This is a genomic window from Enterococcus sp. 3G6_DIV0642 (assembly GCF_002140635.1).
Lineage (GTDB): Bacteria > Bacillota > Bacilli > Lactobacillales > Enterococcaceae > Enterococcus_D > Enterococcus_D casseliflavus.
Map to the genome: position 1 here is coordinate 1416407 of NZ_NGLH01000001.1, position 22654 is coordinate 1439060.

General features: G+C 43.7%; 24 protein-coding genes. All 24 read left to right on the plus strand.

The features are described 5' to 3' along the window. The first annotated feature begins 81 nt into the window (after positions 1–81). The 24 genes from phnC (at position 82) to A5878_RS06845 (ending at position 22577) form a co-directional block, all read left to right on the plus strand. Complete coding sequence (gene phnC / locus A5878_RS06720; protein ID WP_016610305.1) at positions 82–870, plus strand: phosphonate ABC transporter ATP-binding protein; 789 nt, start codon at positions 82–84, stop codon at positions 868–870. Then, entirely contained in the window at positions 867–1649 is a 783-nt protein-coding gene (phnE, locus tag A5878_RS06725) for a phosphonate ABC transporter, permease protein PhnE (protein WP_005235330.1), read from the plus strand. The genes phnC and phnE (A5878_RS06725) overlap by 4 nt, the downstream gene beginning before the upstream one ends. Beyond that, positions 1646–2437 carry a phosphonate ABC transporter, permease protein PhnE gene (gene phnE / locus A5878_RS06730; RefSeq protein ID WP_010747988.1) on the plus strand — a complete coding sequence of 264 codons (792 nt, stop codon included), beginning with the start codon at positions 1646–1648 and terminating at the stop codon, positions 2435–2437. The genes phnE (A5878_RS06725) and phnE (A5878_RS06730) overlap by 4 nt, the downstream gene beginning before the upstream one ends. Before the next feature lie 145 nt (positions 2438–2582). Then, positions 2583–3491, plus strand: coding sequence for a diacylglycerol kinase family protein (locus tag A5878_RS06735; RefSeq protein ID WP_086295076.1), 909 nt, complete (start codon positions 2583–2585; stop codon positions 3489–3491). A 96-nt stretch (positions 3492–3587) separates the two neighbouring features. Next, on the plus strand, positions 3588–4121 hold the full coding sequence (locus A5878_RS06740; RefSeq protein WP_086295078.1) for a GNAT family N-acetyltransferase: 534 nt from the start codon (positions 3588–3590) through the stop codon (positions 4119–4121). Between the two features lie 230 nt (positions 4122–4351). Then, positions 4352–7126, plus strand: coding sequence for a sigma-54-dependent transcriptional regulator (locus tag A5878_RS06745; protein ID WP_086295809.1), 2775 nt, complete (start codon positions 4352–4354; stop codon positions 7124–7126). A 229-nt stretch (positions 7127–7355) separates the two neighbouring features. Further along, positions 7356–7850, plus strand: coding sequence for a mannose/fructose/sorbose PTS transporter subunit IIB (locus A5878_RS06755; protein WP_026008065.1), 495 nt, complete (start codon positions 7356–7358; stop codon positions 7848–7850). 69 nt (positions 7851–7919) lie between these two features. Next, positions 7920–8912: a mannose/fructose/sorbose PTS transporter subunit IIA gene (locus tag A5878_RS06760; RefSeq protein ID WP_005225763.1), complete on the plus strand. Its 993-nt coding sequence runs from the start codon at positions 7920–7922 to the stop codon at positions 8910–8912. Positions 8913–8942: 30 nt separating this feature from the next. After that, positions 8943–9746 (plus strand): PTS mannose/fructose/sorbose transporter subunit IIC, encoded by an 804-nt coding sequence (locus A5878_RS06765; RefSeq protein WP_005225764.1) that lies wholly within the window; start codon positions 8943–8945, stop codon positions 9744–9746. Between the two features lie 20 nt (positions 9747–9766). Continuing rightward, positions 9767–10678, plus strand: coding sequence for a PTS system mannose/fructose/sorbose family transporter subunit IID (locus A5878_RS06770; RefSeq protein WP_005225765.1), 912 nt, complete (start codon positions 9767–9769; stop codon positions 10676–10678). A 114-nt stretch (positions 10679–10792) separates the two neighbouring features. Continuing rightward, positions 10793–11158 carry a DUF956 family protein gene (locus tag A5878_RS06775; protein ID WP_005225766.1) on the plus strand — a complete coding sequence of 122 codons (366 nt, stop codon included), beginning with the start codon at positions 10793–10795 and terminating at the stop codon, positions 11156–11158. A 74-nt stretch (positions 11159–11232) separates the two neighbouring features. Beyond that, a complete protein-coding gene (locus tag A5878_RS06780) occupies positions 11233–11472 on the plus strand; it encodes a GlsB/YeaQ/YmgE family stress response membrane protein (protein WP_086295080.1) in 240 nt (79 codons plus the stop codon). Positions 11473–11690: 218 nt separating this feature from the next. Continuing rightward, a complete protein-coding gene (locus tag A5878_RS06790; protein ID WP_005225769.1) occupies positions 11691–12755 on the plus strand; it encodes a Xaa-Pro peptidase family protein in 1065 nt (354 codons plus the stop codon). A gap of 209 nt (positions 12756–12964) precedes the next feature. Continuing rightward, on the plus strand, positions 12965–13390 hold the full coding sequence (locus A5878_RS06795; RefSeq protein WP_005225770.1) for an Asp23/Gls24 family envelope stress response protein: 426 nt from the start codon (positions 12965–12967) through the stop codon (positions 13388–13390). Continuing rightward, positions 13383–13847 (plus strand): transcription antitermination factor NusB, encoded by a 465-nt coding sequence (gene nusB / locus A5878_RS06800; protein WP_086295082.1) that lies wholly within the window; start codon positions 13383–13385, stop codon positions 13845–13847. The genes A5878_RS06795 and nusB overlap by 8 nt, the downstream gene beginning before the upstream one ends. A gap of 293 nt (positions 13848–14140) precedes the next feature. After that, entirely contained in the window at positions 14141–14992 is an 852-nt protein-coding gene (locus tag A5878_RS06805; protein WP_005235351.1) for a bifunctional methylenetetrahydrofolate dehydrogenase/methenyltetrahydrofolate cyclohydrolase, read from the plus strand. Continuing rightward, on the plus strand, positions 14993–16345 hold the full coding sequence (xseA, locus tag A5878_RS06810) for an exodeoxyribonuclease VII large subunit (protein ID WP_010747995.1): 1353 nt from the start codon (positions 14993–14995) through the stop codon (positions 16343–16345). Then, positions 16326–16547, plus strand: a complete 222-nt coding sequence (locus A5878_RS06815; protein ID WP_005235356.1) for an exodeoxyribonuclease VII small subunit — start codon at positions 16326–16328, stop codon at positions 16545–16547. The genes xseA and A5878_RS06815 overlap by 20 nt, the downstream gene beginning before the upstream one ends. Beyond that, entirely contained in the window at positions 16544–17440 is an 897-nt protein-coding gene (locus tag A5878_RS06820; protein ID WP_086295084.1) for a polyprenyl synthetase family protein, read from the plus strand. Before A5878_RS06815 ends, A5878_RS06820 begins: the two co-directional genes overlap by 4 nt. Beyond that, positions 17437–18258, plus strand: a complete 822-nt coding sequence (locus tag A5878_RS06825; protein ID WP_005225776.1) for a TlyA family RNA methyltransferase — start codon at positions 17437–17439, stop codon at positions 18256–18258. The genes A5878_RS06820 and A5878_RS06825 overlap by 4 nt, the downstream gene beginning before the upstream one ends. Before the next feature lie 97 nt (positions 18259–18355). Then, complete coding sequence (gene argR / locus A5878_RS06830; RefSeq protein ID WP_086295086.1) at positions 18356–18805, plus strand: arginine repressor; 450 nt, start codon at positions 18356–18358, stop codon at positions 18803–18805. Positions 18806–18820: 15 nt separating this feature from the next. After that, complete coding sequence (gene recN, locus A5878_RS06835; protein WP_010747998.1) at positions 18821–20494, plus strand: DNA repair protein RecN; 1674 nt, start codon at positions 18821–18823, stop codon at positions 20492–20494. Between the two features lie 95 nt (positions 20495–20589). Next, entirely contained in the window at positions 20590–21321 is a 732-nt protein-coding gene (locus A5878_RS06840; protein ID WP_179190634.1) for an alpha/beta hydrolase, read from the plus strand. Positions 21322–21722: 401 nt separating this feature from the next. Continuing rightward, positions 21723–22577, plus strand: a complete 855-nt coding sequence (locus A5878_RS06845; RefSeq protein ID WP_010748000.1) for a phosphate ABC transporter substrate-binding protein PstS — start codon at positions 21723–21725, stop codon at positions 22575–22577. Positions 22578–22654: the final 77 nt, after the last annotated feature.

Sequence of the window (22654 nt, forward strand, 5' to 3'; positions counted from 1 at the left end):
GATCGGGAGGGTACCGGTAGTTGAGGTACCCTTTTCGAATGGACAGCAATTTTTACCTAATGGAAAGAAAGTAGGAGAATCATGGCTCTAGAGAACGAAACGATTATTTCATTTCAGAATGTGACCAAGCAATACCCAAATGGGGTGTTGGGGTTGAAGGACTTGAACATCGATATCAAAAAAGGGGAATTTGTCATCGTAGTGGGCTTATCCGGTGCAGGTAAATCGACGATGCTGCGCTCCATCAATCGACTGCACGAGATCACAAGCGGCGAGATTTTAATCGATAACAAGTCGATCACAAAAGCAAAAGGAAGAGAGCTGCGCTTGATTCGTCGAGACATTGGCATGATTTTCCAAAGCTTCAATTTGGTGAAACGTTCGAGTGTCTTGCGAAACGTCTTAACGGGGCGGGTGGCTTATCATCCCACGATCAAAATGCTGCTGGGTCTGTTTCCGCAAGCGGACAAAGAGTTGGCGTATCAATCACTGCAGCGGGTCAATTTAGCAGAAAAAGTCTATACCCGAGCCGATGAACTGTCTGGCGGTCAGCAGCAGCGGGTTTCGATTGCCCGGGCGTTGACGCAAGAACCGAAGATTATTTTAGCGGATGAACCAGTTGCTTCATTGGATCCGTTAACCACTGAAAAAGTCATGAATGACTTAAAACGGATCAATCAAGATCTGGGGATCACCATCGTAGTCAATTTACATTCTGTCCAATTGGCAAGAGAATACGGCACGCGGATCATTGGGTTGCGAGACGGAGGCTTGGTTTTTGATGGTCCTGTCAGTGAAGCGACCGACCAGCGATTGAAACAGATTTATGGCAGCGAGATCATGGAAGAGCAGGAAGGGGCGGGACAATGACGACAAATACGTTGCCGAAACGCAGCGGACTATGGAAAAATGTTCTTTGGCTCGTCATTTTTTTAGTGGTATTGTTCGTTAGCGGCTCTATTTCAGGTGTTGATTTGGCACGGTTCTTTAGCAATAGCAGTCAAATGAATGTCATCTTACAAAAGATGGCTCATCCTGATTGGGCATATGCCAAAATCATTGTTGAGCCGATTTTGCAAACGATCCAAATGGCGATCATCGGCACAACCTTTGGTGCACTGGCGGCCTTTCCGTTTTCACTTTTAGCAGCACGAAATATCATGACCAATCATTGGATCAGTGGTTGTTTCCGTTTTGTTTTGAATATCATTCGGACGGTACCTGATTTGATGCTGGCGGCTTTATTTGTTGCCATTGTCGGAATTGGTCCCGTTGCAGGGGTGATCTCCATCTCTGTGTTTTCTTTTGGGATGATCACCAAATTGTTTTATGAATCGATTGAAACGATTGATGAAGGTCCGATCGAAGCGATCACGGCTTCTGGAGGATCGAAGTTTGATATCATCCGCTATGCAGTCGTACCGCAAGTCATGAGCCATTTTCTTAGTTACTTGCTTTATGCCTTTGAGATCAATGTGCGGGCATCGACGATTCTTGGGTATATCGGCGCAGGCGGAATCGGTGTTTTCTTACAACGATCTTTAAGCCAATTTCGATATGACCAGACCTCGATTATCGTCTTAGTGATTTTTGCAGTTGTTTTGGTGATTGATACCATTAGTAATAGATTAAGGGAGCGATTATTATGATGTTGCCAGCAGAACCGAAGAAGAAAAAAATACGGAATTGGCTGATCGCAGTAGTCGTTATCCTCCTTTATATCTGGGCTTTTGCTGGCGTGCCTTTTGCTGGTGTTAAAGAAAATGTCGGTCAAATTGTCGGCTCGATCTTTTATGGCCTGATCCATCCTGATTGGGGCTATGTTTATACCGGTGATGGCGAAGATTTGATCAGTCTGATGATCGAAACCGTCGCGATTGCCTTTGTTGGGACCTTTTTGTCATCGATTTTAAGTATTCCTTTTGCCTTTTGGGCGGCGCGCAGCAAAAACAGCCCTCGCTGGTTATCGGGATTTGGGAAAATCGTGCTGACGGCGATTCGAACGTTTCCAGAAATCGTCTTAGCGATCATGTTCATCAAAACAGTGGGTCCGGGCTCCTTTGCTGGAGTCTTGGCGGTCAGTGTCCATTCCATTGGGATGCTAGCAAAGCTTTACAGCGAAGCGATCGAAAACATGGACCATGGTCCCTCGGAATCCGTCATTAGTGCGGGAGGAAGCCGTTGGGATGTATTAGGCTTTGCGACATTGCCACAACTGATTCCAGAATTTCTTTCTTTTACCTTGTATCGTTTTGAACTGGCTGTCCGTTCAGCTTCGATCTTAGGGATCGTAGGGGCAGGTGGGATCGGTACGCCGATGATCTTTGCCATCAATGCGCGATCATGGAGCCGTGTAGGAATCATTTTATTAGGGATCGTGGTGACGGTCACGATCATTGATTTTATTTCTGGGCGTTTGCGTAAACGATTGGTTTAATTAAATGAAGTGAGTACTCGAAAAAACACAGTCTGATTAGGCTGTGTTTTTTTGTAGCGGATAGGCGGAGGTCGTTTAAGACAGGTTTCGTGAAACTTGTTATACTGGATTCATAGAAAATGAACCCAAACAAGGAGGCTGTTTTATGAAAGCATTATTGATCGTCAATCCAAGCTCTGGTGGGGAAGAGGCCCAAGAATATGAGCAGCTGGCAGAAGAAAAGCTGCGGGAGGCTTTTTCAGAAGTCGTGGTCAAACATACCGAAAAAGAAGGAGATGCCACACGTTTTGCCTCTGAAGCGGCAACAGAATTTGACAGTGTCTTCGCAATGGGCGGTGATGGTACCGTCAATGAAGCGGTCAATGGCTTAGCCCCTCATGACAAACGACCAAATTTTGGTTTCTTCCCGCTGGGAACAGTAAATGATTTAGCCAGAGCATTAGCGATTCCACTAGATCCTAAAGAAGCTATCGAATCATTTGCAGTGGATCACACCCGCAAAATCGATATTGGTCAGGTCAATCAAGCCTATTTTACCAATGTGGTGGCGATCGGTATGATTCCAGCAGCGATCAACAACGTAGAAGTCGAAGAAAAAACCAAGCTGGGAAAAATGGCCTATTTTGTTTCTGGTCTACGGGAAGTGCGGAAAAATGAAAGTCATCCGTTTGAAGTGACCGCCGAAAATAATGGCGAAAAAACGACGATCGCTGTGGAAAGCAGTACGATGATCGTTGGGTCATCCAATACGATCGGCGGTTTCGAATCTCTTTTGCCTAAAGCGAGTACCGATGACGGCAAATTGCATCTGATCTACTTGAAGGATACGAATCTTTGGGAGACCGTCAAAAGTGTCCCAGAGCTTCTCAAAGGGGTGACAGAATCAAATGATGTTCTTGGCTATCAAACCTTTGATAAAGCTGCGATTCGTTTGACGGATGGGGCAACGATCGAAACAAATGTCGATGGTGATCCAGGACCTGAATTGCCAATCACAGTAGCGGTACTGCCACAACATCTTACCGTGTATTGCGGAGCTGAAAAAGCCCGCTAAATCATTTATCGCTAGGAAACGATCCGTCAAAAGCGGATTGTTTTTTTTGTTCAGAAAGAGTATACTGGGAAAAAATTTACTGAAAGAAGGGATTCTATGACGATACGTTCTGCCACGATTGCAGATGCCCAAGCCTTGACAGCCATCTATGCTTATTATGTAGAAAATACCCCGATTACCTTTGAAACGGAGGTGACATCGGTTCAAGAATTCGCGGAACGCATCGCCAAGACCTTGAAACGCTACCCGTATCTCGTTGCAGAAGAGGCTGGTGAAATCGTCGGTTATGCCTATGCGTCAGCCTATAAAGAACGGGCGGCGTACGATTGGACCGTTGAAGTAACCGTTTATTTAGCACCGGATGCCAAAGCAAAAGGGCTCGGCACCGCTCTTTATCAAGCGCTTGAAGAAAAATTAAAAGCGCAAAACGTGGTCAATCTGACTGCATGTATTACAGGAGGCAATCAACAAAGCGAGGCTTTTCATGAGAAGCTTGGGTATCGGAAAGTTGCTGATTTTGCGCATGTCGGCTATAAGTTCAATCAATGGCACGATGTGATTTGGATGCAAAAAGAACTGCAATGGTTTCCTGAGAAGGTACCAGCGTTCATTCCCAATGAAAAAGCCTAACGCATCCTGACTTTTGAATATCTTTTTTTGGCAAAATGCTTTATGCTGAGAGTAGCATGTGATAGGACGTTCTATTGCTCTTTCGAACAAAGTATTTTGCTTTTTCTGTGCGGAAAAAAAGTTGCTTTTTTATAGAAAAATGAGTAAAGTATTCAAGTGGAAAAAACAAGGAGGCGAAGCTGTTGGGCAAGCGAATCGAACGGATTTATCAATATATCGTCGAAAATACGATGAGCGGCTTAGGGGAAAAGAAAGGGTTGTCTACTTCAGAAGTTGCCGATCATTTAGCCATTCAGCGCAGTAATGCCAGTAAGGATTTAAATAAGCTTGTCAAAGAAGGGCGCGTCGAAAAAAGCGACTCGCGGCCTGTTCGCTACTGGGCGGCAGGGGTCGATCTCAGCAGTAGGGAAAAGTATGTGCCAAGCTACAAAGAAAGTCGCCCGCAAAGAGAAAAAGCCTTCCCTCAACGGGTACAAGGAAAACCCTCTGACCGAGATATTTTTGCGACGATCATCGGTGCCAACGGAAGTATGAAAAATGCCGTTGAGCAGGCGAAAGCAGCGATCTTGTATCCGCCAAAAGGGCTAAACTGCTTGATCACAGGGCCTACTGGTTCTGGGAAAACCTACTTTGCCCATGCAATGTTCCAGTTTGCCAAAAGCAATCAAGTAATTGCCGATGACAAAGAATTGATCGTCTTTAACTGTGCCGACTATGCAAATAACCCAGAGCTTTTGATGAGCCATTTGTTTGGTTATGTACGGGGGGCATTTACGGGTGCCGATCAAGAGAAGATCGGTATTATTGATCAAGCGGATGAGAGTATGTTGTTTCTCGATGAGATCCATCGATTACCGCCAGAAGGGCAAGAAATGATTTTTTACTTTATGGACCATGGAACGTTTAGTCGTTTAGGGGAAACGGGCAAAAATCATCAAGCGAATGTCCGAATCGTTGGAGCGACTACCGAAGACCCCAACTCAACGCTATTAGATACCTTTACCCGACGCATTCCTATCAATATTCAACTGCCCTTCTTTGAGAAACGACCCGCATCAGAAAAAGTCGATCTCGTTCGGGTGTTAGTCGGGCAAGAGGCGTCCCGTATTCAGCGGACGATCACCTTGACAGAAGATGTAGTCAAAGCGTTGATCGGCAGTGTCAGTTTTGGGAATATCGGTCAATTGAAATCCAATGTCCAGCTCGTCTGTGCACGGGGCTTTTTGAATCATATGCAACAAGATGAGATTGAGATCGATTTGATCGATTTGCCAGAAGGGATTCGTTCTGGATTGATCGTTTTGGGGAATCGCCGCAATGAGCTGGCGGAGCTTTCTAAAATCCTTGAACCGAAGATCAGCATTCAACCGAATCAAAACTTAAACAATATTCAATCAGATTCCTATGAATTGCCTTACAATCTCTACGACATCATCGGGGATAAAGCAGCCTTATTAAAAGCAGATGGTTTGGATCAAGAAGCAATCAATCATTTTATTTCAACCGATATCAATGTTCATTTGAAATCTTTTTATAAAGATCACGGCTTCTCTTTTAATTCTGTCAATAAACTAAGTGAATTTGTCGATCAGAAAGTGATCAGTGTAACAAATCAAATTTATGAGATGGTTCGGAAACGGTTAAATTACGATTTCCAGCAAAACTTTATTTACGCGATGAGTTTGCATATCAGTTCTTTTTTGAAAAAGATCCATTTGGGAGAAGAACGGCAAACCAACGACAACATTCGTCAAATGGTGGCGGATTACCCCCAAGAGTTCGAAGTTGCCAAAGAAGTCCGCGACTTCATCGGCGACAGCTTTCACGTGGCGATTCCTGAAAGTGAATCCTATTACTTGGCAGTTCTATTGGTTTCACTGCGTACGACACATTCCTCTGGGAAAATTGGTGTCGTTGTGGCAGCTCACGGCAACAGTACGGCTAGTAGTATGGTACAAGTAGTCAAGCAGCTGTTGGAAGTCGATCAAGTGACAGCGGTGGACATGCCATTAGATATGCCACCGGCTGTGGCGTTGAAAAAAATCGTGGATAGTGTACGAGCAGTCAATGACGGCAGTGGGGTGATCCTCTTAGTCGATATGGGGTCCTTAGCGACCTTTAATAATGAAATCCAGCGAGAAACGGGTGTGGCTGTTCGAACAGTCGATATGGTGACTACCTCCATCGTCCTCGAGACGGTCCGCAAAGCATCAGTGATCGGCACGGACCTCGATCAGCTCTATGATTCATTACGGAAGTTCCGCGGATACGGAGCGGTCACTGTGGAAGAACCAGTGACACAAAACCACCACCCTAAAGCGATTCTAGCGGTCTGCGCTTCGGGAAAAGGTACAGCGCAGCGCATCAAAGAATTGATCCAAAGCTCATTGTCAAAACGCCAAAATCAAAATGTTGACGTAGTGACCTTATCGGTGGCGGATCTGAGAACGGACTTGGATCAGATTCAACAGCGCTACCGGCTGATTGCCGCAACGGGGATCATTGATCCGCATATCGATGCACCGTTTATTTCATTAGAACGTTTTATCGACCAAGATGTTGATCTTTTGTTGGATGATATCTTATTGGAAAACGATTTGAGTTTTGAAGATGAAGTGCAGCTAGATGATCGGCAGGCAAAGGAAATCTGTGTTCGGTATTTAGAGGAAAACTTTACCTATATCAATGCGAAAAAAGTGGTAGAGCCGTTGTGGAAATTTGGCGAAGAGATCATTCACGATTTGGATTTGGTAGGGGCGCAGCAAGGCTTTCAGATCAATTTTGTGATGCATGGCGCAGGTATGCTGGAGCGGATCTTATTGCGTCAACCATTGACTGTTTCTGAAATTGATTTAGCAGCGATGGAGGAGAATCCTCTTTACGGCCAATTGCATGTGCATGTCCAATCATTTTCGCGCTTGATGAATATCGAAGTGCCGAAGACAGAAGAGTATTACCTGCTGGAGTTGATCAAAAACCATCACGAAAAAGAAATGTATTTTTAAATCCTGCAAATAATACAGATACACTAAAAAAGATACAGTATTTTTTAGTGTATCTTTTTTAGTGTATTGTCCGAATGCTGATTCTTAAGGTTTTTTCAAGAATAGTGTATCGAAAAAACTTGGCACGCTTCTTGCTTCTATATAAGTGGATACAGGAGGTGATTGAAAAAAGAACAGATCCTCAATATGAAAAGCGGATCGATGGATGTAGGAGGCTTGCACAATGGGAATGGATATACGTCTTGCCCGAATCGACGATCGGTTGATTCATGGTCAGGTCGCCACAGCTTGGTCGAAAATGACTGGTATCAATCGAATCATCGTGGTCAGTGATGAGGTCGCAAATGACCAATTACGGAAGTTTCTCTTGAAAGAAGCTGCTCCACCAGGAATCAAATCCAATGTGGTGACAGTAGCAAAAATGCTTGAGGTGGCGCATAACACATTATTTAATACGCAAAAAGTCATGTTATTATTTACCAACCCTCAAGATGTCGTGACTCTGGTCAAAGGAGGCATTGACATTCGTTCCGTCAATATCGGCGGCATGAGCTTTTCAATGGGAAAACGGATGATCACTAATTTCGTGTCAGTCAATGATCAAGATCTTGCTTCGCTGCTTTATTTGCAAAATCAAGGCATAGAAGTAGAGATACGCAAAGTTCCAGCTGATCGTAAAATCTTTTTGAAGGATATTTTGGAAAAAGAAGGTAGTCACCCTTAATTTTTTCGATGTTGTTTTTTCTTTCGTATTCGTGTCACATTTTTCAATTTTGATATAGGAGGTAAAAAGATGGTAGGAATTATCCTAGCAAGTCATGGAGAATTTGCTAACGGCATTTTGCAATCTGGTTCAATGATCTTCGGCGAACAAGAAAATGTTAAAGCTGTTACATTGATGCCAAGTGAAGGTCCAGATGACATCAAGGCAAAAATGCAAGAAGCAATTGCTACATTTGACGATCAAGAAGAAGTATTATTCTTAGTTGATCTTTGGGGTGGTACTCCTTTCAACCAAGCAAACAGCTTGTTTGAAGATCACAAAGACAAATGGGCAATCGTTGCTGGTATGAATTTACCAATGGTGATCGAAGCCTATGCTTCACGTTTTTCAATGAACACTGCGCATGAAATCGCTGCGCACATCGTTGAAACAGCTAAAGAAGGGGTTAAGGTCAAACCAGAAGAGCTTGAACCAGAAGAAGCGACAGCACCAAAAGCTGTGCAAGACGATCAACCTAAAGGATCACTTCCTCCGGGAACTGTTCTAGGCGATGGCAAAATCAAAATCGTGCTTGCGCGTGTGGATTCTCGTTTGCTACATGGTCAAGTCGCTACAGCTTGGACAAAATCAGTTAATCCATCTCGGATCATCGTTGTTTCTGATGCAGTTGCAAAAGATGATTTGCGTAAAAAACTGATCGAACAAGCAGCTCCTCCTGGAGTAAAAGCGAACGTCATTCCAGTGGACAAAATGATCGAAGTTTCTAAAGACCCTCGTTTCGGGAATACGAAAGCTTTACTATTATTTGAAAACCCACAAGATGTATTGCGTGCAGTTGAAGGCGGCGTTGACATCACTGAAGTGAACGTTGGTTCAATGGCTCACTCTGTTGGGAAAGTTGTTGTAAGTAAAGTATTGTCGATGGGTACGGACGATGTGAAGACATTTGAAGATCTAAAAGGACGCGGCATCAAATTTGATGTACGTAAAGTGCCAAATGACTCTCGAGACAACATGGACGAAATCTTACGCAAAGCCAAAAATGAATTGGCGAATAAATAGAAACGTATTCAACTAAATAGGAGGTCTATCATGACTATTATATCTATGGTATTAGTAGTACTCGTTGCCTTTTTAGCTGGTATGGAAGGAATCTTGGATGAATTCCAATTCCATCAACCGCTAGTCGCGTGTACTTTGATCGGTTTAGTGACCGGTAATTTGGAAGCATGTATCATTTTGGGCGGATCATTACAAATGATCGCACTTGGATGGGCAAATATCGGTGCCGCTGTTGCACCTGATGCTGCATTGGCGTCTGTTGCATCTGCAATTATTCTAGTTTTAGGTGGACAAGGAACTGCTGGTGTTGATACAGCGATTGCCGTTGCGATCCCTCTAGCTGTTGCTGGTTTGTTCTTGACAATGATCGTTCGTACATTGGCTGTGCCAATCGTTCACTTTATGGATGCTGCTGCTGAAGAAGGCAACATTCGTAAAATCGAAATGTGGCATGTGATCGCTGTATGTATGCAAGGGGTTCGTATTGCGATTCCTGCAGCTGCATTGTTGGCAATTCCTGCTGCAACTGTTCAAAACTTCTTAGAATCAATGCCTGCATGGTTAACTGATGGTATGGCTATCGGTGGTGGTATGGTCGTTGCCGTTGGTTATGCAATGGTTATCAACATGATGGCAACTCGTGAAGTATGGCCATTCTTCATTATCGGTTTCGTTATCGCAGCTATTTCTCAATTGACATTGATCGCTATCGGTGCTTTGGCAGTAGCAATCGCATTGATCTACTTGAACCTAACTAAAATGGGCGGATCATCAAATGGAGGCGGCGGCAGCAACACTGGCGACCCTCTAGGCGATATCTTGAATGACTATTAGAATCGAAGGAGGAGAAAAAAATGGCAGAAAAAATTCAATTAAATAAAAAAGATCGTTTAGCCGTAGCATGGCGCTCTACCTTCATTCAAGGTTCATGGAACTATGAACGTATGCAAAATGGTGGTTGGGCATTCTCAATGATTCCAGCAATCAAAAAATTATACAAAACAAAAGAAGACCGTGCCGCTGCATTGAAGCGTCACTTAGAATTCTTTAACACTCACCCATATATCGCATCGCCAATCTTAGGGGTAACATTAGCCTTAGAAGAAGAACGCGCAAATGGCGCGCCTGTCGATGACGTAGCGATCCAAGGGGTAAAAGTTGGTATGATGGGTCCTTTAGCCGGTGTCGGTGACCCTGTGTTCTGGTTTACTGTCCGTCCGATGTTAGGTGCTCTAGGTGCTTCTCTTGCTTTAGCTGGAAACATCTTAGGTCCAATCATCTTCTTCGTTGCATGGAACATCATCCGTTGGGCATTTATGTGGTACACACAAGAATTCGGCTATCGTGCTGGTTCAAAAATCACTGATGACCTTTCAGGCGGATTGTTGCAAGATGTAACAAAAGGTGCTTCAATTTTAGGGATGTTCGTATTAGGGTCACTCGTTCAGCGTTGGGTATCGATCTCATTTGCGCCAGTTGTCTCAAGCGTACCGCTTGATGAAGGTGCTTATGTCGATTGGGCGAACTTGCCTTCTGGCTCTGCTGGTTTGCAACAAGCCTTCCAACAAGTTGCTGAAGGCCGTGCGTTGACTGATACAAAAGTAACAACATTGCAAAACAACTTGGATCAATTGATTCCTGGTCTAGCTGCACTATTGCTTACTTTATTATGTATGTGGTTATTGAAGAAAAAAGTTTCTCCAATCATCATTATTATCGGTCTATTCTTAGTCGGTATCGGTGGACACTTGATCGGATTGTTATAATCTTTTCAATGAAAGGTGCTTGGGGCAACCCAAGTACCTTTTTATTTATTCGCCAAACCTGCTGCAAACACGTATAATAAGATAATAAGTCGATATAGAATGGAGTAAGCGCAAATGGTACAATCTCTTAATACAAAAGTGGATTTGACGATCGATGCTACGTCTTTTTTAGGGATCAATGAGTACGGCAAAATCATGATCGGCGATAAAGCCTTTGAGTTTTACAATGACCGTGACAAACGCAAGTTTATTCAGATCCCATGGGAAGATGTCGACTATGTGATCGCTTCGGTCATGTTCAAAGGCCGTTGGATACCACGCTATGCGATCCGCACCAAAAAGAATGGCACGTATACCTTCTCCTCAAAAGAACCAAAAAAAGTCTTGCGAGCGATTCGTGAATACGTCGATCCAGACCATATGGTGCATTCATTAGGCTTTTTTGATGTATTGAAACGAGCCTTCACTCGCAGAAAATAACAAGAGAGCATATATTTTTCCAATTGATTCTCAATATGGTACCCTTTTTATAAGAAAGTTTAGGAGGGGTTAGTATGCACTTTTTATGGACATTGATCGTAGGAGCGGTCATCGGTTCAATCGGTGGTGCCATTGCAGGCGAAAAACGCGGTTGTATTTTTGATGTCGTTGCGGGACTTGTAGGCGCATCGATTGGTCAAGGCCTTTTTGGCACTTGGGGACCGCAAGTAGCAGGAATGGCTATCGTGCCTGCGATTATCGGCGCGGTCATTTTCGTGGCAGTCGTATCGTTCTTTTTGGGACGTAAAAGATAATTATCAAAAAAGCAATTCATTGATTGAATTGCTTTTTTTTGTGCACGGAAGCCATCATTTAGAAGAGAACAACGAAAGATCACACGGCAGTCTTTTTAAAGTACTCTATCGTTTATTCATATTGCTTGATTTTTTAGAAAACTTTTCGCTTGCTTTCCGCTTTTTCTGGAAGTTTGTTATAATACTATCGTATAGAACAAGAAAGTAGGGAACGATACATGTTAAGAGTTGAAAAATTACGTGAAGCAATGAGAAAAGATTCGATTGATGGGTTCTTGATCACCAGCCCATACAATTTGCGTTACTTGACAAACTTTACTGGGACAACTGGTTTAGCAGTCATTACGTTGGACAAAGCTTTTTTTGTAACAGATTTCCGATATACAGAGCAAGCAGCTGCCCAAGCTCAAGGATTTGAGATCGTAAAAAATAGCGGACCGATTTTTGAAGAAGTTGCAACCATCTGCCAAAAGGAAGAAATCAATGTCTTAGCTTTTGAAGAAAGTTTCGTCAGCTTTGCCGAATACTCCGTCTTAGAAGACTTGATCGAGGAATCATCCCTTGCCCCTGTATCGGGTATGATCGAGGCTTTGCGGGAAGTCAAAGATGAGGAAGAGATCGCATTGATCCAACAAGCCTGCCATATCGCTGATCAAGGATTCGAACATATTTTGAAAATGGTCCGCCCAGGAATGACAGAAATCGAAGTGGCGAATCAGTTAGATTTCTTTATGCGTTCATTAGGTGCCACAAGCGTATCTTTTGAAACGATCGTTGCTAGTGGTCTGCGTTCAGCAATGCCCCATGGGGTTGCCAGTGAAAAAGTGATCGAACAAGGCGATCTGATCACGTTAGACTTTGGCTGTTACTATCAAGGCTATGTGTCTGATATGACTAGAACCTTTGCAGTAGGAGATCCTGGCGATAAATTGAAGGAAATCTATCAAATCGTACTTGAAGCGCAAGAAAAAGTCTTGGCCGCAGCAAAACCTGGAATGACCGGAATTGAACTAGATGCGATCGCTCGGGATCACATTGCTTCCTTTGGCTACGGAGATGCCTTTGGTCATTCAACAGGCCATGGGATTGGTTTAGAGATCCACGAAGGACCAAATGTATCCTTCCGCGCTGATAAAGCATTTGTTGTCGGAAACGTCATTACAGATGAACCAGGGATCTATCTTCCAGGAATTGGCGGCGTTCGTATCGAAGATGATCTTTTGATCACCGAAACTGGTAATAAAGTGTTGACACATTCACCGAAAGAATTGATCATTCTCTGATTCATCGACCTTGTTTTTCAGAAAATTCATTGAGAATAGTGGGTTATTATAGATTCTCAGTGCAGAAAATGATAAACTTAGAGCGAGAAGAAACACTGTGCCATGGATGTTATTGATTGAATCAAGCGTTGGTTTGCTTCAAACGGAAAAAACGAGCGGTTTTTTTACAAACAATACGGTACAGCTGTTTAGAATGGAGGCAAAAACGTATGAATGAAGATAAAAACCTTGTATTAAATGCAAGTCCTGAATTAGGCGAGATCGTCATCGCGCCAGAAGTGATCGAGATCATTATTGGGATCGCTGCTTCTAAAGTGGAAGGTGTCTATGGGATGCGAGGAACACTGGCAAACAGTGTCACTGAATTATTAGGTCGCGCAGCTCATGGCAAAGGGGTCTACTTAACGATCGATGAAACAGGGATCAAAGTGGACATCTATTGCTATATCACTTATGGGATGTCAGTGCCTAAAGTGGCAATGGAGATCCAAGAACGGGTCAAACAGCAAGTCTTATTTATGACAGATGTACAACTGGCTGAAGTAAATGTTCATGTTGTGGCAGTCGTGCCAGAAAAAGTAGATTTACCAGACATCGAAGAATTATTTGGAAACGATGAGGAAGAAAATGAGTAAAGAATTATCACGGCATGAAATACGGAAAATGGCGTTACAAGCTTTATTTCCACTAGACTTTAATAAAGATTTAACGAAACAAGATGCCATCATGCATGCCATCGAGTTGGAACACCATGAATTGATCGATGAAGAACAAGAGCATTTTGTGCCTGTTTATTTAGATCAATTAGTGGCAGGTGTCTGTCATTACAAAGAAGCCTTGGATGAAGTCATTCAAAATCATTTAAAAGCTGGTTGGAAAATCCAGCGTTTATCAAAAATGGACGTGACGATTTTACGAATTGCTTTGTATGAAATGGTCTATGTGGATAATGTGCCGAATCGTGTGGCTTTGAATGAAGCGATCGAATTAGCGAAAACCTTTAGTGACGATCAGTCCAGAAAGTTTGTCAACGGTATTTTATCGACAGTCAATCAAGAGCTAGAAACAAAAACCAACCAAGTAAGTGAGTAATTTTCAGCCCTAACACGATTGATCAAAAGAGATCAGCTTTTTTTCGATCGAGTCAGAAACCGAACGATTTATGAGCAACCGCCTTGTTTTGACGGTCCTGCTTGATCGTTCGGTTTTTTTGCACGCACTTTGTCGGTTTACCCTCGTTTTTTCCGAAAAAAGGGAGCCTTAGACGGTGTTTTTCTTTTCAGAAAATGCTATGATAGAAAACATGAAGAAGCATATCGACAAACGATTGGTGCGTTTCTTTTTACAAAATAAGTCCGTATAATCAGGTTGGAGGAGTTGTCAGAATGGGTACATTGATCAATGGAAAAGAATTGGCTGAAAAAATGCAAGCAGCGTTTCTTTCAGAGACAGCAACACTAAAAGAGCAGGGTGTGACACCGGGATTAGTTGTTTTGCTTGTTGGAGAAGACAAAGCAAGTCAGACTTATGTGAAAAATAAAGAACTAGCTGCGGCGAAAATCGGCATTAATTCCCGTGTTGCCCGCTACCCTGAATCCATTACTGAGGCAGAATTATTAGCAGAAATCGAACAGTTCAATAACGATGATGCCTTTCATGGAATTTTGGTTCAACTTCCTTTGCCAAAACATATCAATGAAGAAAAAGTACTGTTAGCCATCAAACCAGAAAAAGATGTCGACGGCTTTCATCCAATCAATTTAGGAAAATTATTCGCAGGTGTACCTGACCGAATTCCTTGTACCCCTTATGGCATCATGAAAATGTTTGCTGCGTATGGGATCGAATTGGAAGGAAAAAATGCCTTAGTGATCGGTCGCAGCAACATTGTCGGAAAACCAATGGCGCACTTACTCTTGGGGGCAAATGCCACCGTGACTATTGCTCATTCAAAAACCAAAAATCTGCCCGAGTTGGCAAAACAAGCGGACATTTTAGTCGTGGCGATCGGCCGCGGTCATTTTGTCACAAAAGACTTCGTAAAAGAAGGGGCTGTGGTGATTGATGTTGGGATGAATCGTGATGCCAACGGCAAGTTGATCGGCGATGTGAAATTTGATGAAGTCGAACCGATCGCTAGCTATATCACACCGGTACCTAGAGGTGTAGGTCCAATGACGATCACGATGTTGATGGCCCAAACGATCGAGGCAGCAAAGGAGACAATGAAAAACTAAATGGCGCAAGAATATTTAACGGTGACCGCATTAACAAAATATATCAAGCGTAAGTTTGACGTCGATCCGTATTTAGAGCGGGTTTATTTGACAGGGGAGATCTCCAATTTTCGTCGGCGCCCCAATCACCAATACTTTAGTTTGAAGGATGATGGTGCAAAAATTTCGACCGTCATGTTCAAAGGCGCTTTTGACAAGCTGCGCTTTCAACCAGAAGAGGGCATGAAAGTCATGGCGGTTGGGCGTATCACTCTGTATGAGGCAAGCGGAAATTACCAGATGGTGATCGATCACATGGAACCAGACGGTGTCGGCGCTCTTTATCAAGCCTATGAACAATTAAAGCAGAAATTGGCAGCGGAAGGATTATTTTCTGCACCGAAGCAGTCCTTGCCGAAATACCCGAAACGCATCGCAGTTTTGACCAGTCCTAGTGGGGCGGTGATCAGAGATATCATCACGACGACACAGCGGCGTTACCCCATTGCTCAGATCGTTTTGTATCCAACCGTGGTACAAGGTAATAAAGCTGCGGATGATGTGGTGAAAAATATCCAACGAGTCGAAGCCGATGGGACCTTTGATACTATGATCATCGGACGTGGGGGTGGATCGATCGAGGACCTCTGGCCTTTCAATGAAGAACGAGTGGCAAGAGCCATTTTTGATGCAAAAACCCCCATTATTTCTTCAGTGGGGCATGAAACCGATACGACGATTGCCGATTTAGTGGCGGATGTGCGGGCGGCAACTCCGACCGCCGCTGCCGAATTAGCGGTGCCAGTGCTGTCGGAGGAGATTTTGCGGATCGAAGAAAGACAAGCCCGATTAGAGCAAGCATTTATGCACCAGATCCAGTACAAACAAGAACGCTATCAGCGAGTGATTGGATCGTATGTTTTTCGACAACCAGAGCGCTTGTATGAGGCACAGTCGATCAAACTCGATCAGTTGCAGCAGCGGATGCAGCAAGGCTTGCAAACCTTGCTTTATGACAAGGATCGCCAGGCACAGCAATTGATTTCACGGTTGGCCCAACAACAACCAAAAGCGCGATTACAAGCCAGCAATCAAGAGGTCAGCTATCTTTCTCAACGCTTAACGAAAGCCATGAAAGATATCTATGCAGCAAAAGAAAATCAATTTGCAAATGCAGTCCAATCCCTTGATTTGCTAAGCCCGCTGAAAATCATGGGGCGCGGCTACAGCTATACCACGAAAAATGAGCAGGTGATCAAATCGATTGATGCGATCGAGCCAGAAGATCAGCTGACGATCCATTACCAAGATGGCCAAGCACTGGTCGAAGTTATTAGTACAGAAGGAGTTAATCATGGCAAATCCAACATTTGAAGAATCATTACAAGAATTAGAACAAATCGTAACCCGTTTGGAACAAGGCGATGTTCCATTGGAAGAAGCGTTAGATGCTTTTCAAAAAGGCATGGTTTTGAGCAAGCAATGCAAGGACACCTTGAGTAAAGCGGAAAAATCCTTAACAAAAATGATGACTGAATCCAATGAAGAAGTCCCCTTTGAAGAGGAAAACCAATGAGTGCTTTAACAGAATTCACAAAAGAACACGCCCCATTGATCGAAGAAGTCATGGAACGCTTTGTCAAAGAACACACTTCTGATCAACGATTATTTGAAAGCATGCAGTATTCGATCCAAGCCGGCGGCAAACGTATTCGCCCGCTTTTATTGGCAGCAACAGTCGCCGCTTTTCACAAACCCATCAATACCGCGGTGTACCAGTGTGCAGCAGCCCTAGAAATGGTGCATACGTATTCGCTGATCCATGATGATCTGCCAGCAATGGACAACGATGATCTGCGTCGAGGAAAACCCACCAACCATAAGGTTTTTGGTGAAGCTTTAGCGATTTTAGCTGGAGATGGTCTTTTGACGGCTGCGTTTCAATTAGTCGCTATGGCGGAAATCGAAGCCAATCAAAAAGTCTTGCTGCTGCAGCAGTTGAGTAAAGCAGCGGGCACGCAAGGGATGGTCGCCGGCCAAGCAGCTGATATTCAAGGGGAGAACCAAGCCCTTCGTCTTGAGGAGCTCATGTCAATCCATGAACGAAAGACTGGAGAATTGATCCGCTTTGCGGTGATTGCTGGTGGTGTCTTAGCCGACCAGACGGAAGAGGTTCTGCATGAATTGGATCGCTTTGCCCAGCATATTGGGTTAGCCTTTCAAATTCGCGACGATCTGTTAGATGCCACTAGTACGACCGAAGAGCTAGGCAAAGTTGTCCGCCGAGATGACGAGTTGGCGAAAAGTACCTATCCTGCTTTACTTGGCTTAGCAGGCGCGCAGCAAGCCTTGACTGAAGAATTGAGCAAAGCCAAAGAAATTCTGGCACTGTTAAGCCAATACGGTCAATTTACGCCGGATGTTTTATTGGCATTTGTGGAACGATTTGAGATTCGAGGGAACGCATGAAGAAAGAACGAGTAGATGTTTTAGCTGTCCAGCAAGGCCTCTTTGAGACCCGCGAGCAAGCCAAACGAGGAGTGATGGCTGGATTGGTGTACAAAGAAAAAAACAATGAGCGCCTAGATAAGCCTGGAGAAAAAATTGCCGCAGATACACTGCTGCAGATCAAAGGGAAGAAGCTGCCTTATGTTTCTCGTGGTGGTCTCAAGTTAGAAAAAGCACTCAAAGTTTTTGATTTTGACGTAACCGATAAAATCATGTTAGATATCGGCGCTTCCACCGGTGGCTTTACTGATGCGGCGTTGCAAAATGGCGCCAAAAAAAGCTATGCACTGGATGTCGGTTACAATCAGTTGGCATGGAAGCTGCGGCAAGATGAGCGAGTGATCGTAATGGAACGGGTCAACTTCCGTTATGCAAAACCAACAGACTTCCTGGATGGTCTTCCTGAAGCTGCTACGATCGATGTTTCTTTTATTTCACTTAAACTGATCTTACCTCCCCTTTATGATATTTTGGTAGCGGATGGCGAAGTGATGGCGCTGATCAAACCACAATTTGAAGCGGGCAAAGAAGCGGTCGGAAAAAATGGGATCGTTCGTGACCCTAAAACCCATGAACGAGTGTTGGAGGAAGTACTGGCATTCGCTAAGAAAACAAAATTCGATGTATTAAACCTAAGTTTTTCACCAATCACTGGTGGCGAAGGGAACATCGAGTTTATCGTACATTTAAAGAAAAGCCTGCAAGAAGGCACCGCAGCAGGGATCGACATCCCGAAAGTTGTTGCATCAGCACATGAGACCTTTCATCAACCAAAATAAAGAATGGAAGAGAGTGGACATTTTACTTGTCGGCTCTCTTTCTTTCTTGCGCAAAATAGGATAAAATTAGTAGGAATTCATTCAGGAGGAACAAGAGATGAGAAAAAAAGAACGGCATCGCTTGATTACACGATTGTTAAGTGAACAAGATATTCAGAAACAAGAAGATTTTGTCGAGTTGTTAAAAGATCGCGGCGTCTCAGTCACACAAGCAACCATATCAAGGGATATCAAGGAATTGAAGTTAGTGAAAGTTCCTTCCCAAAAAGGCGGCTATCGCTATAGTATTCCACAAGAGACAACGGAAGACGTGAGTGGTAAACTAGATAAAATCCTAAAAACGGCGTTTGTTTCTGTCGATCGAATGGACAAATTTGTGATTCTGCGCACACTGCCTGGCAATGCTTCGGCTTTGGCGAATTTGATCGATAAGCGTTATGCCAAAGAATTATTTGGCACGCTAAACGATGATGACAACGTCTTGATGATCACTAGAACAGAAACAGATACCGAGAACCTATTCAAGGATTTCCAACGTTACGTATAAAAGAGGAGGCAAGGGATGCTTTTAGAATTGTCGATCCAAAATTTTGCGATTATCTCCAACTTGCACCTGTCTTTTCATGAGGGGATGACGGCTCTAACAGGTGAAACAGGTGCTGGGAAATCAATCATTATCGATGCGATGGGCTTACTAGCAGGTGGCAGAGGATCCAGTGACTATTTGCGTCAAGGCGCAGAAAAATGCCGTTTGGAAGGGATTTTTGAATGGCCGAATCAGCTGGAGTTCAAAGAGCTGACCGCAGATCTGGGTATTGATGAAGAGGAAGTTCTGATCGTACAACGGGATATCTCTCAATCGGGTAAAACTATTTGTCGTGTGAATGGTCGAACTGTTACCTTGTCGGTTTTGCGCCAAATCGGCTTGTTTTTAGTTGATATCCAAGGACAAAATGAGCATCAAGAGCTGCTGCAGCCAGAAAAACATTTGGCGTTGATGGATGGTTTTGGAGATGATGCCTTTAAAGCGGAACTTGCAAGTTACCGTCAAGCCTATCAAGCCTATCGCTCCTTAGAAAAACATGTGCGGACCATTCAAGAAAATGAACAGCTCTATGTGCAGCGAATGGACATGCTGCGTTTTCAACAAGAAGAGATCGCCCAAGCGGAATTGATGGAAAATGAAGAAGAGCAGCTGATCGATGAACGAGAAAAACTGACCAATTATCAAAAAATCGTGGATGCTCTAGGGCAAAGCTATGGCGCTCTATCCGCCGAAGAAGTTAATAGCCTAGATGGAGTCAGTGTGGCATTATCAGAGATCCAGTCGATCGCCCATCTTGATCCTGCGTATGAAAAAATCAGTGAAGCGATCCAAAGTGCGTATTACTTGTTGCAAGATGCAGCCACTGATATTTCGCGGCAAGTCGACAACCTTGAATTAGATGAAGGCCGACTGGAAGAAGTCATTTCACGGCTGGAAACGATTCGTCAATTGAAGCGCAAATACGGGGAGTCAATTCCTGTGATTCTTGCTTATTATGATGAGATCAGTAAAGAAATCAGCGAGTCAGCCTATACGGAAGGTCAGTTGGAGCAATTAGAAGAAGAGCTTGCCCAAAAAGCTGAAGCAGTTTGGCAGCTGGCGGAAGCCTTGCACGTCAAACGACGTGAATTGGCTCATCGTTTAGAAAAAGAAATCGTTCAAGAGTTAAAAGAGCTGTATATGGAGCACGCGCAGTTTGAAGTACGGTTTGCATCTGGCTCAAAACAATTAAGCAGCAGCGGCTTTGATACCGTGGAGTTTTATTTGACCACCAACCCCGGTGAAGGCATGAAACCGTTAGTGCGAGTTGCTTCTGGAGGAGAGCTTTCCCGAATCTTATTAGCGCTTAAATCGATTTTCTCCCGCAAGCAAGGAATCACTAGTATTGTCTTTGATGAGGTGGATACTGGGGTCAGTGGCCGAGTAGCTCAGGCGATCGCCGAAAAAATCGCCAAGATCGCTGCGAATTCGCAAGTCTTGTGTATCACCCACTTGCCGCAAGTAGCGGCTGTGGCGGACAATCAATATTTTATCGAAAAAGCAATTCAAGAAGGTCGGACAGAAACCCATGTCCGTAAATTATCAGAAGAAGAACGAGTGGCTGAGATCGCCCGTATGCTCTCAGGTGCAGAAATCACCGATTTAACAATCGAACATGCACGAGAACTATTGGCGCTGGCTCACCGATAAAAATTGGAAACACTTATAGAAAGATTCAGGAGATGATGGACCCGCAAGTTTCGTCTGCCATCCTTTCCTGATCTTCTTTTTTGCAGGAGGACATGATGAGAAAAAGAACAAAAGTCTTGATCGGTGTATTGATCACCGTTGTTATTTTAATTATTGCCGGTTGGGTCGGTTGGCAACAACTGCATTACCCAGCAGTGGATGCTGCAGTTACAGCAGCGAAAGAGGCAGATGATGAGGGAAATGTCCTCTATTTTGCTGGAGATGAAGAAAAGCCTTTGGTTATTTTCTATCCTGGTGCGCTTGTCGATGCCGAAAGCTATAGTGTATGGGCAGCAGGTTTAGCGGAAAAAGGCTATCCTGTCGCAATCGTTAAAATGCCCTTTAACATGGCTGTTTTAGCAGGCAATCGAGCAGAAGAGGTCTTGAAAGAAATTCCCCATAGCTCCTATGTCATTGGTGGTCATTCATTAGGTGGCGTCATGGCCAGCCGTTTTGCAGCGAATCAGTTGGCTGAAAACGACAACGAGTTAAAAGGCGTCTTTTTCTTTGCTAGTTACCCAGATGAAAAAGGATCCTTAGCTGATCAATCGATTGCTGTGTTGTCACTCTCAGGCAGTCAAGACCAAGTAGTGAATCAGGAAAATTGGCAAGCTGCCCGCAGCCTCCTTCCAGAATCTACGACGTTCCAAACGATCGAAGGCGGCAATCATGCTGGCTTTGGTACCTATGGGTTACAAAAAGGAGAAGCAGCAGCGGATCTACCAAATGAAGCACAGCAAGAAGCCATCATTGAGCAGATGGCGGCATGGTTAAGTGAATTAGAATAAAAAAAAGACGGCAGAAGATGCATAGGAATGCTTCTTTCTGCCGTTTCGATTCAACAGACATTTTGGGGAAATGTTGATGAAATCGTGAAAACGCTGAACATAACAACATATTGTACTTGATTGGGGAAGCAAGATTAATAATTATGTTCTTTTTAAAATACGTTTCCTCTCACAGTATAGCACAGCATACCTTCTGGATGCACGTAATTTAATTAAGAAATCTTGTCATTTTATTTACAAAATAGTTATTTTGTAAAAGAAAAAAAGCGTTTTAAATAAAGGGACAGACTCAGCTCAAGAAAAAAAAGCAAATAATAATTTTCATTGATTTCAACTAATGGTAAAATGAAAATAATTGATTTTTACAATCAATGACTTTCGAAAGTACAAGGAGCGTTATGATGAAAAAATTAAAACTTCTAAGTCCTATCATCGGATTGGTTATTTTACTCTCAGGATGTGCAAGCTGGGCAGATCGAGGAGAATCGATCACAGCAGTCGGGTCTTCTGCCTTGCAGCCACTCGTAGAAACCGTTGCGGAAGAATTTCAAAACTCAAATCCTGGGCGATTTATCAATGTCCAAGGAGGCGGGAGCGGCACTGGGTTAAGTCAAGTCCAAGCAGGCGCAGTCGATATTGGGAATTCTGATTTGTTTGCAGAAGAAAAGCCAGGGATCGATGCGGATGCACTCGTTGACCACCGAGTGGCAACGGTGGGTATCACACCGATCGTCAACAAAGGCGTCGGGATCACGGATATTTCAACAGAGGACTTAAAAAATATCTTCTTAGGAAATATTACAAATTGGCGTGAAGTCGGCGGAAATGATCTGCCCATCGTTTTGTTGAATCGGGCGACTGGAAGCGGCACGAGAAGTACGTTTGAAAAATGGATCATGGATGGCGAAACAGCGATTCCTTCCCAAGAGCAAGATTCTAGTGGGATGGTCCGTTCGATTGTTTCAGATACACCAGGCGCCATCAGTTATGTTGCATTTTCTTATGTGACAGATGAAGTCAACGTCCTTTCGATCGATGGGGTTCAACCAACGATTGAAAATGTAACGACCAATGATTGGAAAGTTTGGGCTTACGAGCATATGTATACAAAAGGAGAACCAACGGGATTGACCGCTGAATTTCTCGAATATATGCTTTCTGATGAAGTACAAGAGCATATCGTCGGGGATCTGGGTTATATTCCAATTTCCATCATGCAGGTGGAAAGAGATTGGGAAGGCAACATCGTCGAGTAATCTTTACACAAAATTTACACAAGCTTTAACAGAAATTGATGTTGAACCGATAAACTAATGGTTATGAGTTTAGTTTG